The sequence below is a fragment of the Pseudoalteromonas sp. TAE79 genome (assembly GCF_000498015.1).
Classification (GTDB): domain Bacteria; phylum Pseudomonadota; class Gammaproteobacteria; order Enterobacterales; family Alteromonadaceae; genus Pseudoalteromonas.
The window spans coordinates 17964-32797 of sequence record NZ_AUTL01000148.1; the positions used below are offsets into that span (position 1 = coordinate 17964).

Consider the following 14834-nt stretch of genomic DNA (forward strand, 5'->3'; position numbering starts at 1 on the left):
TCGCGATATTTCGCGAGGTGCATTTATGATAAAACAATTTTTAAACGATCCTAAATTATTGCTAAACGCAGTAGGTGAGGGCATATACGGTTTTGACCTGTCGGGTAATGCGGTGTTTGTTAATCCTGCCGCTGAGCGCATGACAGGCTGGCGAGCAGACGAGTTATTAGGTAAAAAAATACACCAATATCATCACCATACTCATGCTGATGGCACACCTTATCCCGCTGATGAATGCCAAATATATTGCACCATGTTTGACGGAAAACGTCGTGAAGTTAAAAATGAAGTTTTTTGGCGTAAAGACGGTAGCTCATTTGCAGTGGAATACACCTCAACACCTGTTTATAAAAATGATGAGTTAATTGGTGCTGTAGCGGTATTTCGCGATATATCACTGCAACAACAAACACAAAATGCTTTGCAAGAGGCACTTGAGCAAGTAAATCATTTAAGTGAGCAGCTCAAAGATGAAAACAACTACTTAATTGCAGAACTTAACGAAGATTGGCAAGACTCAGGGCTAGTTGGACAAAGTCATATATTTCAAACCATGTTAGATCAAATAAAACTGGTGAGTGAAACCGACAGCACAGTGCTTATACTTGGCGAAAATGGCACGGGTAAAGAATTAGTAGCCCGTAATTTGTATCGACTAAGCAAGCGTAGCGAACAAGCCTTTATAAAAGTAAATTGCGCCGCATTTACCCCAAGTTTGCTAGAGTCGGAATTGTTTGGCCATGAAAAAGGCGCGTTTACAGGTGCAAATGAACGCCGTAAAGGGCGTTTTGAACTTGCTGATAAAGGCACCTTGTTTTTAGATGAAATAGCAGAGCTTCCCCTTGAGGCGCAAAGTAAACTACTTAGAGTCCTGCAAGAACAAGAGTTTGAACGTGTAGGTGGCAGCAATACGCTAAAAGTAAATATTAGAGTGATTGCAGCGACTAACCGCGACCTGTGGGAAATGGTACAAAAAGGCACGTTTAGAATTGATTTGTACTATCGGCTTAATGTATTTCCTATAAAAGTACCCGCCCTTAAAGATCGAAAAGAAGATATTCCTTATTTATGCGCTAATTTAATTGCGCAGATAAATAAACGACTGGGTAAACACTTAAAAGGGCTAAGTAAAAAAGCAATTACGCAGCTGCAAGCCTACAATTGGCCAGGCAATATTAGAGAGCTGCAAAATGTACTTGAACGCGAAGCTATTTTATCTAATCAAGCGATACTTCAGCTAAGTCAGCCTTTGCAAGCGGGTGGTGAAGTAGTTATTAACCCTTCACTTACGCTTGATGAAGCCCAAAAGCAGCATATAACCTCTGTTCTCGCGTTATCGCACTGGCAAATATCGGGTGATAAAGGGGCAGCAGTTAAATTGGGCTTACCTGAGAGTACACTACGCTCAAAAATGCGAAAGTTAGGGATTTCTAAAAATTCGTGATATATCGCGCAGCGCGTTTAATATCGCGAATTTTATTTTACTTCGTTGAAACAAAATGTTTAATATCAATGATTTAAGTAAAGTTTCAGCTTGGTCTGAAAGTTGCAAATACTTGCATGATACCCGTCATTATGAAGCAAGTACTATGAAGTTTGATATTAAAGAAGAAGACATGATCATTAAGCCCTATAACACCGAAGGGCCAATTTATATCCGCGAGCAAAAAGGATTTTTTCAGCGCATACGCCGTAATTTAGGTTGGCTGTTAATGCTAACTTTTATTGCAATACCGTGGATCCAATATAACGGACAACAAGCTGTGCTGCTTGATGTGGCAACGCAAACTTTTACTATTTTTGGTCTAACACTCCTTCCTCAAGATTTTATGATTTTAGCCCTACTATTTATGGTGGGGGCTTTTGCATTATTTTTTGTAACTAACTGGCTTGGTCGGGTTTGGTGTGGTTATACGTGCCCGCAAACTATATGGATGCTCATGTTTTCGTGGGTAGAGCAACGCATAGAAGGCACTCGAAATCAGCGAATTAAATTAGATAAATCACAGTGGACGCTAAGCACTTGGCGTAAAAAAATAACTAAGCACAGTGCATGGATTGTTATTTCAGTTTTAACCGCCACCTCGTTTATGGCGTATTTTATTCCAGCAAAAAGTTTGTATATGGAAATGCTTACGTTTGAGTGGTCAGGTATAACCAGCTTTTGGGTGTTTTTATTCGCTTTTTGTACTTATGGAAATGCAGGGTTTTTACGCGAGAAAATGTGCACAATTGCTTGCCCTTATTCTCGTTTTCAGGCTGTTATGTTTGATAAAGATACGTTACTTGTTACATATGATAGCGAGCGAGGTGAAAGCCGAGGACCACGTAAACGCAAAGCTGATCCAAAAGAGCTTAACTTAGGTGACTGTGTAGACTGTAACTTATGTGTAGAGGTATGCCCTGCAGGAATAGACATTCGAAATGGGTTGCAATATGAATGTATAAACTGTGGCTTATGTATTGATGCCTGCGACGATACCATGGAAAAATTTGGTTACGAAAAAGGCTTAATTAAATACGCTAGCGAAAAACAAATGGAAGGTAAAAAAACCAATCCATTTAGGTTAAAGCTAGTAGGGTACGGCGCATTAACGGCTTTGTTAATCATTTCGATGTTTGCATGGATGCTGCAACGTACACCAATAGAAGCCTCAGTACTACGCGATAGGAATGCGCTTTATAGAGTTAACTACGAGGGCCTTGTAGAAAACCCTTATACACTTACTATTATTAATAAAACGCAGCAAGCACTGCATTACAGTATTGCCATAGAGGGTTTACCAGGAGCAACGCTCTCAAGTCCGAGATCTACGCTTGTACAACCGGGTGCGATGAAAAGAGTCCCCGTTACTGTAACAGCCGATGGTTACAATATTGAGCGTAAAGTGAGTAAGTTACAATTTATTGTAACAGCGCAAGAAAACGGCAGCATTACGATAACCAAAGATAGTCAGTTTTACAAAAACTAAGATTGATAAAGCAAGGTCAATTATTTTATATCAGTTGGCCTTGCTTACTTTTTAAGTTGTGAGAAACAAACTGTTTAGCGCTATCTAAATCGGTAAATATGCACTCACTAAAATTAACGTTTCTTTTTGCACACTCTAAAATGCGCTTCATTTGATTTATAGCGATAGCTGATGTGAGTACAAACGCGCTACTTAGGCAGTTGTTTGCTTTCATTAAATGGCTAATATCTATCATTTCTTTTTCTGCCTCAGGCGTTGCAGCCAAAACATCAAAAGAATCACTAATATAGGCCCAAGGCTGATTTTTGAGTGACTTTATTTTTTCGCATAGTTCAATTTTAAACGCACGAAGAAGCCCTGAGGTGATGTATCCCGAAAAGTGAGCGATAACAACGTTATTTTCAGTATAGAGGCTTACCTGTCCATATTTGTTTTTAAACCCCAATGTATACTCCTTGAATTTGAGGGAAGGCTAACCTTATACCTTTAAATCCAATAAAACCAGTTCTTTTGGGTTGTCTTTTGTTATCAGGTTGTTTCTTTTTTTTGGCGGGTACTTAATTTAATGAGTACCCGCTCTTGAACAGTGGTTAATCTTTTGTAGAGGTTGTAATGTAATTTAGCGCGCTCGTTATAACGGCTACTTGTGCCAAAATACATTCTTCATCGGTGGCTGTTGGGCTATCTGGGTACACTTCTGTAGTAGTTACATAGGGTGCATCAGTAAAGCCCATACATAAACCTAAATCGCGTGCTGCATAGTTAATCACGCCAAATTGCTCTTGAGGTACGCCTATTAGCTGGTTATTTTCATCGCTCGGTGCAATATGAGTTACCTTTGCAACGCTTTCTATAATGACTTTTTGAAACTCCGGCTCAGGCTTTTTGGTATCTGCAACTAAATAAAACCCGTCAGGTATGTTCCAGTTAGTATTTGTAGTGCCTTCACGCGCAGCGAGTGCGGGTCTAAATTCACTGTTATCGCTATCTGTTGTTTCGTGTAAATCAATATGAGCGATTAAGTCAGTACCTAATGATTTTACAAACGCCATAATAGCGGCTGATTCTTGAGCTGGGCTGCCCTCGTAAAATGAGCGATTAGGATCAATAGCGTCTGGGTTCCAGCGGTTTATAGTCTCATATCCCCAAGGACTAATGCAGGGGGCAACAATAATATTAAACTGTTCGCAATATTGCATAGCCGATGTTTTAGCAAACCTAAGTGCGCCATGTACGCCACTGGTTTCGTAGCCATGTACACCACCGGTGATTAAAACAGTTGGTTTATTAGCATTAAAGTTAGGCGTTTTTAATATATATAATGGGTAAGTGCCAGCGGTGTAATTAAGCTCGCCGTATTGCTCTATATCTAAGGTGCTCTTAAGGTCATTAATTAGCGTTACGACTTCGTTTTGGTAACTGCGTTTAATGTTTTGGCGTGTTAACCACTGGGCTTTATCGTTGTCATTCCATTTTTTGCCAGGTGTGCCAATAGGGTATGTGCTGTTAGTCATAATAAACCTTTATATCAATTGTTATTAGCTTTCCTATAAATAAGGAGGGCAATTACAATTGGTAGAGTTACTTAATAAAGGCGTAGCTTAACGCTGAGTAAATTAGCGTGCAAATTAAAACGTTAAAGTCATATTTTTTATAGCGCGCGATTGCTGGGATTTAATATAGCTTTGGTTTGCGTATTCACCCGAAATACTACCGAATCGATCGCGTTTCACACTAATTGTTAAATCACACGTTTTACCTTGATCTACTTGCGAGCTGCTAAACATATCTAAACTTTGCAGATTTATTTCAAGGCGCGAAGTGTTAAGCGCAAAAAGCGTTGATTGTAAAAGTGTTTCATTATTATTGTTAGTGCAGCTACTGCTAAGTTCTACTTGGCTAGTACTATTAGGATCAGTGCCATCTAGCTGAACTGTAAGGGGACTATTAATATCAAAATTTTGATTGTTACTCGGGGTTAAAATAATAAAATTTAAAGGCAACTCCACGCTCGAATTAGCATTTATGCCATCGTCTCGTTTAAATTTTATATCAAACTGTTGGTTATCGTCAGTGGCATTTATATACGCTTGGTAATCAACGTCTAAAAAGTCGGTATCTTTTGTAAGTACAATAGCAGTGCTATTAACAACAGCTTGTAATGAGTCGCTATCGCTTAAAACAATGTTAGAGCCATTAGCATCGCCTGCATTTAGTTCTGCGTTAACACGCGTGCGGTTACCGTCAGAAACTAGTTCAAAACCTGCCCAAATACCTTGTGTTTTTACTAAATCCGACTCTGTTTCTGACGTGCAAGCGCATAATGCTAAAATTAAAGCCGTTGTGGTAATGCATTTTTTAAGCATGTTAGCTCCTTTAAACCACTTAATTAGGCTGTAAATAATTGTTTAATTGGGGATATACCTAACAATTATATGAAGTGTAAGTTTGTATATGTGCATTGTTACACAACAAGCTATCTATAAATGTTTAAATTTGTTAATGGTTGTAAATAAAGTATTAACCACCAGGTTTAAAAACTAACTTACCAATGAAATTGTTTACTAAGTAAGCATCGATTTAGCGCTAAATGTATTACAAAAGAGTATGTTACAATTAAGGTAAAGCATATCTTCATATTGAGTATTATGGCGCAGTATATTGCTACTCCAAGTTGGCTAGGCCGTTTTTTTACCCGTATTAAACACGTAGCTATTGAACAAGAGCGCCTTGTTGTGCATTTTAGAGGTGCTCCCGCATGGACATTTTTAATTAAAGACTTTTATAATTACTCAATATTTAAAAACCGTTTATTTAGCGGCAAAATTAATTTGTGCGACAGTAGTAATACATCAATTAGCTTTTTAAACAAATCACAAGCGAACGCTTTAAATACGGCCCTTAACACGCGGTTTTCAGCCCTGCTTGAGCAAAAGGTAAATAACGCAAAGATTTCGCTCAAGCGCTATGCTTTAGATGAGTTTTTACGTGATAGTTCCATAAAAACACTTAATAATGATGTATTTTTGCTTACCAAGCAGTACGCTAAAAGTACAAGTGTGTGGCAACAGCACTTATCGCCAAGTAGTATTAAATTTTTAAATATACTGAGCACTACACCCAATACTCACGATGCAATTGCACAGTTGCGCCATAAATATGAAAAAAAACAACTAACTCTTAAAAATGACTTTTTTAATCAAGTAGAGTCAAATCCATTAACAACAGAGCAGCGCTTAGCGGTAATACGCGATAACGATAAAAATTTAGTATTAGCGGCAGCAGGCACAGGTAAAACATCTGTGATGGTAGCAAAGTCTTTAGATTTAATAGCATGCAATATTGCCAAGCCTGAGCAAATTTTGGTGCTGGCCTATAATAAAACAGCAGCAAAGGAGCTTAAAGAGCGCTTTATTAAACGCGCCACGCATGCAAACTTGCATACCAAAGTACCCACTATTTTAACGTTTCATGCGCTTGGGCTTAAATTATTACAAAGTGCTAAAAAGCCAATCGAGTTGTCAAAATTTGCAACCGACCCAGTTCAATTAAATAGTTGGTTAACTGGGTGGGTAAGTAAAAAAATACAAACCGAGCCACAGTTTTTAAAAGCATTTGTAGATTTACTCCATGAGCCGATTGATATATTTAGCTTTAAAGATAATGCACAGTACGAGCGATACGTACGCGATAACGAATACCGTAGCCTTGCGGGTCATAAAGTAAAAAGTTATCAGGAAGTGCTTATTTCAAACTGGCTACATTTGAATTGCGTGGCGCACAGTTATGAGGTGAATTATCACTTTAATCAAGGCGCAGAGCTAAGTGGGCAATACCAACCAGACTTTTATATACCTCAATACGATATTTACTTAGAGCACTTTGGCATTGATAGGCAAGGGAATACTCGTGCCGATATAGATAAAAAACACTATAACGAGCAAATTGCACTTAAGCGTAAGTTACATAAAAAAAATGGCACCACTTTACTCGAGACCTTTCATTACAACTGGGTAGAAGGAAAGCTAGAGCAAACTCTCGCAAAGCAATTAAAGCAGCATAATGTTGAATTAACACCTATGAGTAACGACGAAATATTTCATACTTTAAATAACCCAGGGCAGTTACAGCAAGGCATTGATAAGTACATAAAATGCTTACAAGCTATTCGAGTGGAGCAACTAAGTAATAAGCAAATAGCGCAGCGCATCAAGCAAAGTGGTATTAAAAACTATCAACAATATGCAAACTTGTTAGTGCAAATTCATGACGCCTATATAAATGAACTAAGCACGCAAAATGCCATTGATTTTGACGACATGATTATTCAAGCGACAAAGGCGATAGTAAGCGGAGACTTTAATATTCCGTGGAGCCACATTTTAGTTGATGAGTTTCAAGATATATCAAGTGCGCGTATGGGCTTTTTAAATGCGATATTAAAATATGGTAACGGAATACGCTTTACTGCGGTAGGTGATGACTGGCAAGCAATTTATCGGTTCTCGGGTGGTAATTTAGCGCTTACTACACGCTTTAATGAATTAGTGGGCAGCCACTCACTTACTATGTTGCAAAAAACATTTAGATATAACAATAGTATTAGTGATGTAGCGGGGCGCTTTGTAATGCAAAACCCTGAGCAATATAAAAAGCAGATCAGCACACATACGCAAGTAACCACACCACAAGTTATTTTGTTAGACGATTTATACCAAGGCACTAAATCGATAGAAATAAAAGTACAGCAGAGCATAAGCACTATTCAAAAAAACGATGCATCAGCGAGTATTGCCATACTTAGTCGATACCGATACATGTTAAATAGCGTGCAGCAGCATTTAAAAGATAAAAAGCATACAAACCCTCTTTATTTTTGGACATTGCATAGCGCTAAGGGGCTTGAAGCCGATTACTGTATTATTATTGGTTTTGAACAAGGTAAATTAGGGTTTCCTAGCGATAATCAAAATAACGTGCTGGTGGAGTCGTTATTACCAGAGCAAGATGAATTCACTCACTCAGAAGAAAGGCGTTTGCTTTATGTAGGTATTACGCGCGCAAAAAATAAAGCGTATTTAATTGCAGACCCTTATGCATGCTCAGCGTTTGTAAAAGAACTAGTAAATGACGATTATCCTATTCAAATCGGCTCCACGTTGTTTAACAAGTCGCAACTAAAGCAAAGAGAGTGTAATACGTGCAGCGACGGATTAATTGTGCCAAAAACGGGTCAGTATGGTGATTATTATAGCTGTACTAATACGCAGATTTGCGAAACTAAACTACGAGTGTGTAAAAGCTGTAGTAGCCCATCGGTTGATAAAAGCACGTATTCACAATGTGTGAATACAGAGTGTAAAACGCAGCATCCAATTTGTGAAAAGTGTGGTCGCGAAATGCGTAAACGAAAATCTAAGCACGGTGAATTTTTAGGATGCAGTGGTTTCGCGCTTAAAGAGGATAACTGTAAAAACACTCGAAAAATGAATGTTTAACGGCTAACGAGCAGGTTTACACCTGTCTATTTTATAGAACAATGTAAATAGAAATTATATTCATTTGATTGATTTTAACAAGTTATCAATGTCTAATAGAAGAATGAGCTTTAACTGTTGTTTATTATGCATTTTTTCAATAGGTTCTTTTTATTAAACGATCACTATTCAGCCCCTGATCAGGTTGCTAATTGGCGAGTAAGTGCACTGCGCATTATTCTATCATTAGTAATGGTGTTATGTTTTGCTGTGGTGTGCCACACGTACGCAAGCGCTATTGAGTTTAACTTAATTTATATTGTTGTATTAACAAGCAGTTTTTTTGCGACTGTATGCGGTTTGCTTATAGCAAGTAAGCGTTTTTATCACTTCAGCGCTCATGTACTTTTAATAGCCATTGTAGCTGCTAGCGTGTCAATGAACTTATTTTTAACAGACCTAGAGCTTGCTAAAGTGGGCTCTATGTATATGTATTCCTGCCCAATAATCGCACTTATGCTCCTTGGTTATAGAACAGCCCTTGCTTATGGCGTATTAAATATTGTACCGTTTTATATGATTATCAATAACGTTGATGTATCGGGCTTAACTGGCATTGCTCAACAACTTCCCGATGCCAGCTTATACATTACAGGGCTTATATTCTTATTTTTTAACATTTGTATTCCCCTTGCTGTGGCACGCACAATTGTGGCTGCTAAGCGTTTAAACAAAACAATGATAAGCGCTAATACACACCTTAAAGATAAAAATGAGCTTTATCGAAGCTTGTTCACCGAATCAAATAAAGCCAAAATTATTGTTGACGAAAACCTTGTCATTACTGATTTTAATCAACACGCTATTGATATGTTTGGTATAAAAAAAGAATTAAAAGAAGAATGCGTTAACCTTTCTCATTTATTTCCTACTTTAGTTTTTGACGCCCCTAATGCTCAAAATAAAATTGTGAAGTACAAAAAAAGCTATTTTAAAGCCTGCTACCAGCAAATAACAATGAGTACAAACTACCGTGTATACGACTTTTACGATTGCACGCAAGAGCAGCTCATTAAACAAAACTTATCGATGATGGAACAAGAAAATAAACGTTTACGCTTTAGAGACTCGCAAACAAAACTCCCCAATAGAGAATGGTTTGAGCTGCAATGCAACAGATTAACAAGCAAATACCAAAAAGGTTTTTTTATCGTTGTTACCCAAAGTGCAAATAGTGAATACTTAAATTTAAAGCTCACTAAAGCCGACTCTCAAGCATTACTTATTAACGCGTATAAGCGTTTAAAGGCGATGGCAGATGGGCCGTTGTTGTGTGCCCATATAGGAGTAGGAAAGCTTGCTTTTATAATTGGCGCAAACTCGCAAAACGAGCTTGAAGATAAGCTATTAATGCAAATAAAAAATACATTAGATAAAACTTATAATGTGTTTGGCACTAAGTGTCAGCAATCATTTTTATTTGGTTTTGCAAAGTATCCTGATCACGGAAAAAACAGCACAACAGTACTTAGTAATGCGTGCGAAGCACTTAAAGTTGCAAACTGTAATATGCCTCTAAGTGGTTATAACGAAAAGCAATCACAAGCTTTTATCGAAAAATACGAAATTTCGATGTTATTAGACGAAGCGCTTCAGCAGGGCGATTTGTCGGTACACTATCAACCTAAAGTAGATGCAACGGGTAAATGTATAGGGCTTGAAGCTTTAGCGCGTTGGAACAGTCCTATACTAGGTAATGTGTCGCCAGTGGTATTTATTCCTATTGCTGAAGAATACAGAATGGTCAGTAGGTTAACCGATCTGATTATTCAAAAAGTCTGCGCTCAAATTGCCAATTGGACTAAGGCGGGTTTACCGAGTGTGCCGGTGGCAATAAATATATCTCTAATTGATTTTAGCCAAACCGATTTTATGTCAAAACTGGTTAAATACCTTGCCGACTTCAACGTAAAGCCACCTCAAATAGAGTTAGAACTGACTGAAACCTCTCTTGAGGCAAACCAAGCGCATTCGCTAAAGCTTATGCAAACACTGCAATCGTGGGGTTTTACTATTTCGGTTGATGATTTTGGAGTGGGGTATTCTAATATTGCACGCCTTGCCGATTACCCTATTAACAAACTTAAGTTAGATCGCTCATTAATCAGTCAAGTAACAAGTTCTACGCGTCAAAAAAGTTTAGTTAAAGCGGTGCACGTTATGTGTGAAGAGCTTGATATTAAGTGTGTAGCCGAAGGAGTAGAAACCCAAGAGCAAGTAGCAATAATGGCGCAAATGGGGTGTAAAGAATTTCAGGGCTTTTACTTTGCGAAACCAATGTCAGCCGAAAATTTTGCAGAGCATGTTAGCCTCCATGGCTTAGTGTTTAACCCCAAAGAGATGACGGCTCAACTTTAAATGTATAGCAGGTATTTTACTACCTAGTTACAGAGCTGTTGGGCGTTTATAGTTATTTTGCACTGATGAATAACTCCTGCTCCCCAATGCTGTATATCTGATTGAGCAGTACAGCCTGCATCTTCAATTAAAGCAGTATTGGCATCACATAAAAGTAGCACTGCGTTATCATCTTGTACGTTTACAATAAGCGTGTATTCCCCAAAGGGTGCAAGTTTGCTTAAATCGTTATTAACAGCAGCTTTTAACAATTCATCAGTTGTTGAATAGGGTGTTTCACTAAATTTTAGTGTGCCATCAACGGCTGCAGCAATATCTTTTAATTGTGAGGCTAAGTCGGCCATCACTTCTGGATTGTTGTTTTTAGGAGTGTAGCAACCGCTAAGTAATACTATGAGGCTTATACAAAGTAAGTGTTTCATTTTATTTGCTCCATACCGTCATCGTGTTGTGTTCATCGTAGCCTGTATCTAGGTTCCAATTTTTAATTGCACTGTAATCAGTAACTAAAAATATGGCATTGGCAATAATGGTTATGTAGTGCTGAATGTTACTAACGGCAAAGTCAAAAATATCGTTGTAATGCATAGGCTCGTGCGGCGTTTTTAGTTGTTCAATAAAAGTGGGGTCTACTTCGTTTGGGCGAGGATAAAACAAGCCTAAATCAGCAGCAACATGGCGTGCACAGGCAAATAATCGATAGCTTTCTTCAACATTATTTACTACAAGCTGAAAACCGTTATGCCATGAATTAAAGTTAGGAGCGTGTTGTGCTGCGTAGCTTGGGTGAACCGTTAATAAAGCATGTCGCCAAATTTTTGCAATATCGGTATCAAAATTATCGTCTTTGTTAGTACAAGATCCAATATTTTGTTGCACGCGGTCAGCATAACCTAACTCACCTAAGTTTAAACGTTGCCAAATAAACGCGTCTTGATTCATTTCGCAGGTACGGTGCGCCGTTTGGTTTTGCGCGTAAGGGCCTACTTTTAATTCAACAACCGGATGCACTGTTATATCTGCAGCAACATGGGCCATATAACCGCATAACCAGGCAAAACACTTTTCAAATGCTTCACCTTCAAGTGTTTTACAGTATTCAATCATGGCTTTAAGTAAATCGCCTGTGTGCTCATAGTGCATTAGGTCGGCCCACGCATTTTGGCTAGGCTGCGCTACAGCTAAGTAAGGATAATCGGGGGCTACACAGCCTAGTTCAAGGTATGCTTGGCGTTGGCTTAAAATAAGCTTTGCTTTTTTAGGCATATCCATTTTAGCGAGTGATTTGGTTTGCGTTGCAATATTAACAGCAGTGATGTGCGCAAAAGCACCTGGCATTGTCATATCCTTATGATTTATTAATAAGGGTACAGATTAACATTGAGAGGGGGTTAAATAAAGCCAACTAAATGCAAGTATAGCGGGGTAAACACCTATTAAATTAGCTGCTCAACTAATTGGCCATTCTCGTATAATTTAGCATGTTGACGTTTATGCTCTTCAAATAGGTAAGCTCTTAGTTGCTCTTGACCGCTATGGATTTGCGTTATTTTAGCGGCTATACCTTGTGTGCTTTGCCTTACGGGTTCTATTTCCATCGAAATACTTTGTTTGTTAGGCAAAATAAATTCCATGTGCTGCGATTTATTTAAATGGTTACCTTTTCGGAGGGGTTTTAAAAACATCCCCGTGTTTGATATTGATTCAATTTTAAACCCTTGGCTTTTAATATTTAGCTCACTCCAGCGCCAACTGCGCAGTGTGCCTTGTGTGTCTATTACTTCAGGGCGTTTAAAATAGGTTTGATTATACCGGCGCTATCAATTTTTAAGTCCAACGGAAACCATAACTGATAGTGTGCAACTTCTGCGAGCAGGGTTAAATTAGCACTACTAAGTAAGTGAGCAATATTGGCTGGTACTGAACTTTGTAACGTTAAAACGTGACTGTTGTGAGCATGTGACTTTTTATTAGGCTTAAATAACTCAGCAAAAAAATTTACCTCTTCATTAGAGAAGTCCATATTTCACTCCAGTTACATAAAATGATTCACCACCGTAATTTAAACAATGAAATTGGTCAATAAATGCTCCGTTTAAATTTGTTTAGATAATATTTACAAAGACAGAGGGGTAAACTAAACAATGTATTTAAATGCAGTGCTCAACCCGAACGTTTTTCAGAGACTTGAATTATTTAACATTTATAAAAATATATTTAGGCGCAAGTGGCTAGCTGTTAAACTACAGCACATTAGTTTTATTATTTATATTAGAGTTTACATTATGATATGTGCATTTTTACGTGATCAAGAGCCGAAGTTACTGGGTATGGTAGTGGCATTGGTCGGTGCAGGATTTTCAATAAATGCAGTGGCTCAAGAGCAAAGCCAAACTTTAATTTTAGTGGGGTCAGAGCTTACTACCTGTACTAGCGCCAAGCTTAATAATTGCCAAAAAGAGGCTGTTATTGATGGTAAGTCACATAATTTATATACACTTAGCAGCTCTCAAATAAAAAACATCGCGCAGCATTGGCCTAATAATAATGTTGAGGCAAAAACGGCTGTATTAAAAACACTTAAAGCCATACAAAGTAAATCGTCAAATAGCGTATCAAAAACTGATTTACTCTGGCAGTGGCGCGATATAAATAATCAGCAATTAGAAAGTCTAACTCAGCAAGAGTACAACTTTGTATTTGATATGCTAGAAGTACCGCTACTTAATAAAAACGGTGAGCGTTTAAAAGAGCAAGTAAATACCGATTTTAATAATGAGGTTGCGACTAATAGTATTTTACAATTTGTGTCGGGCAGTTTAAAAGTTAATAACGCAAAACCCACCATGCTTGCTATTACGGCTTNGAGCCGCGACCCTTATGAGTCGGCAGATGTAGCGCAAAGTCTTTTGGCACAATCAAATATAAACACTCAATGGTTAGCACTAACGCCAGCACTTGCTAAAGCGATTACGAGTAACTCGTGCGATGAATTACCTGCGCTTAGAAATACATTAATGAATGTGTATAACCGTGAAGTGATTTATCCCAATCGCACAAAGGCCGAATACGCTTTATGTAAAAATGGCCCTAATGCACTTGTATCACTTATTAAAAATAGTACCGGTGTGATGTTTAATAGCGGTAATGCAGCATTAACTCATAAGGTATTATTTGATCAAAACAATAACCCATACCCGTGGACGCAAGCATTGCAAACTCGCCCAGTAATTGTAGGTGAAGGAGCCGGTGCTGCAATCCAAAGTAAAGTGACGGGCATGCTTACAAATACGACAAGCCTTGAGGCACTTCGTAAAAGTGAAAATAACACTAATGCTGGTGGGCTGGGCAGTTTTAACTTTGGTGTACTAGATACTCAATTTAGCGAACAAAACCGTACATTTAGGCTTGCAGCAGCGCTAAATAAAAACGAAGTGAAAAATACTAAAACAGAGATTCAACATGGATTTGGTATTGATGAAAATACAGCCTTAGTTGTTATTAAATCGCCAGAAGGTAGTTTAATAACCGTAATAGGCAAAAGTGGTGTAGTGCATTTGGCTAACCAAGGTAAAGCCCAACCTGGGAGTAAGAGCTATAGCTATTCGTACTGGCCTACAAGCAGTGTAATTGAAATTACCAATAATACGTTTACCTTAAGCGCACGCACAATAGATGAAGCGTTACCCGCTATAAAAATACCTCCACTGCCAGTGCAGCGTTTTGGCTCAATTTTAACAAATTCAAAACTGCGTTCACTTACTCAAGCTATGTGTTTAAGCCAAGAGCAAAGTGCGGTAGCCCAACAAGACGAGTTTATAATTAGCCTTACAGCAACGAGTGACACACAGTATCATCGCGTAAATGCAAAAGAGTTTGGTTGTGCGCTAAGCAATTTAGAGTTAGCTATAAAGTCGATTTAGTGACTAACCTGAGCCAAGGGTTTAAGTTTTTGGCTCTTCTCTAT

10 protein-coding genes and 1 pseudogene are annotated in these 14834 nt (G+C 38.2%); 5 read left to right on the plus strand and 6 right to left on the minus strand.

Annotated features, from left to right (window positions below; all coding sequences use genetic code 11):
* Positions 1–25: 25 nt before the first annotated feature.
* Positions 26–1444, plus strand: coding sequence for a sigma 54-interacting transcriptional regulator (locus tag L655_RS0110630; RefSeq protein WP_024605021.1), 1419 nt, complete (start codon positions 26–28; stop codon positions 1442–1444).
* Between the two features lie 145 nt (positions 1445–1589).
* On the plus strand, positions 1590–2972 hold the full coding sequence (gene ccoG / locus L655_RS0110635; protein ID WP_010554020.1) for a cytochrome c oxidase accessory protein CcoG: 1383 nt from the start codon (positions 1590–1592) through the stop codon (positions 2970–2972).
* Between the two features lie 25 nt (positions 2973–2997).
* Here the strand turns inward: ccoG and L655_RS0110640 are convergent, their stop codons facing one another.
* The 3 genes from L655_RS0110640 to L655_RS0110650 form a co-directional block, all read right to left on the minus strand.
* Positions 2998–3417 carry a hypothetical protein gene (locus L655_RS0110640; RefSeq protein ID WP_010554021.1) on the minus strand — a complete coding sequence of 140 codons (420 nt, stop codon included), beginning with the start codon at positions 3415–3417 and terminating at the stop codon, positions 2998–3000.
* Positions 3418–3562: 145 nt separating this feature from the next.
* Entirely contained in the window at positions 3563–4486 is a 924-nt protein-coding gene (locus L655_RS0110645; RefSeq protein ID WP_007580360.1) for a M14 family metallocarboxypeptidase, read from the minus strand.
* A 114-nt stretch (positions 4487–4600) separates the two neighbouring features.
* On the minus strand, positions 4601–5338 hold the full coding sequence (locus L655_RS0110650) for a hypothetical protein (RefSeq protein ID WP_024605022.1): 738 nt from the start codon (positions 5336–5338) through the stop codon (positions 4601–4603).
* A gap of 282 nt (positions 5339–5620) precedes the next feature.
* Here L655_RS0110650 and L655_RS0110655 point away from each other — a divergent pair, with 282 nt between their 5' ends.
* Together L655_RS0110655 and L655_RS1000000126975 are read left to right on the plus strand one after the other, a co-directional pair.
* A complete protein-coding gene (locus tag L655_RS0110655; protein WP_024605023.1) occupies positions 5621–8470 on the plus strand; it encodes a UvrD-helicase domain-containing protein in 2850 nt (949 codons plus the stop codon).
* A 126-nt stretch (positions 8471–8596) separates the two neighbouring features.
* A complete protein-coding gene (locus tag L655_RS1000000126975; RefSeq protein WP_024605024.1) occupies positions 8597–10867 on the plus strand; it encodes an EAL domain-containing protein in 2271 nt (756 codons plus the stop codon).
* 23 nt (positions 10868–10890) lie between these two features.
* Here L655_RS1000000126975 and L655_RS0110665 read toward each other — a convergent pair whose 3' ends face one another.
* The 3 genes and pseudogenes from L655_RS0110665 to L655_RS01000000125465 all read right to left on the minus strand — a co-directional run bounded on the left by L655_RS0110665 (position 10891) and on the right by L655_RS01000000125465 (position 12890).
* The gene (locus L655_RS0110665) at positions 10891–11289 is read right to left on the minus strand and encodes a hypothetical protein (RefSeq protein WP_024605025.1); all 399 of its coding nucleotides are present in this window, start codon (positions 11287–11289) and stop codon (positions 10891–10893) included.
* A gap of 1 nt (position 11290) precedes the next feature.
* Positions 11291–12205, minus strand: coding sequence for a zinc dependent phospholipase C family protein (locus L655_RS0110670; RefSeq protein WP_024605026.1), 915 nt, complete (start codon positions 12203–12205; stop codon positions 11291–11293).
* A gap of 98 nt (positions 12206–12303) precedes the next feature.
* Positions 12304–12890: pseudogene (locus tag L655_RS01000000125465) on the minus strand (hypothetical protein).
* A 262-nt stretch (positions 12891–13152) separates the two neighbouring features.
* Here L655_RS01000000125465 and L655_RS0110680 point away from each other — a divergent pair.
* The gene (locus L655_RS0110680) at positions 13153–14790 is read left to right on the plus strand and encodes a cyanophycinase (protein WP_024605027.1); all 1638 of its coding nucleotides are present in this window, start codon (positions 13153–13155) and stop codon (positions 14788–14790) included.
* Positions 14791–14834: the final 44 nt, after the last annotated feature.

Coding starts and splice junctions, on each gene's coding strand:
- L655_RS0110630 (WP_024605021.1), top strand. CDS start 26: ATGATAAAACAATTTTTAAACGATCCTAAATTATTGCTAAACGCAGTA.
- ccoG (WP_010554020.1), top strand. CDS start 1,590: ATGAAGTTTGATATTAAAGAAGAAGACATGATCATTAAGCCCTATAAC.
- L655_RS0110645 (WP_007580360.1), bottom strand. CDS start 4,486: ATGACTAACAGCACATACCCTATTGGCACACCTGGCAAAAAATGGAAT.
- L655_RS0110650 (WP_024605022.1), bottom strand. CDS start 5,338: ATGCTTAAAAAATGCATTACCACAACGGCTTTAATTTTAGCATTATGC.
- L655_RS0110655 (WP_024605023.1), top strand. CDS start 5,621: ATGGCGCAGTATATTGCTACTCCAAGTTGGCTAGGCCGTTTTTTTACC.
- L655_RS1000000126975 (WP_024605024.1), top strand. CDS start 8,597: ATGCATTTTTTCAATAGGTTCTTTTTATTAAACGATCACTATTCAGCC.
- L655_RS0110665 (WP_024605025.1), bottom strand. CDS start 11,289: ATGAAACACTTACTTTGTATAAGCCTCATAGTATTACTTAGCGGTTGC.
- L655_RS0110670 (WP_024605026.1), bottom strand. CDS start 12,205: ATGCCAGGTGCTTTTGCGCACATCACTGCTGTTAATATTGCAACGCAA.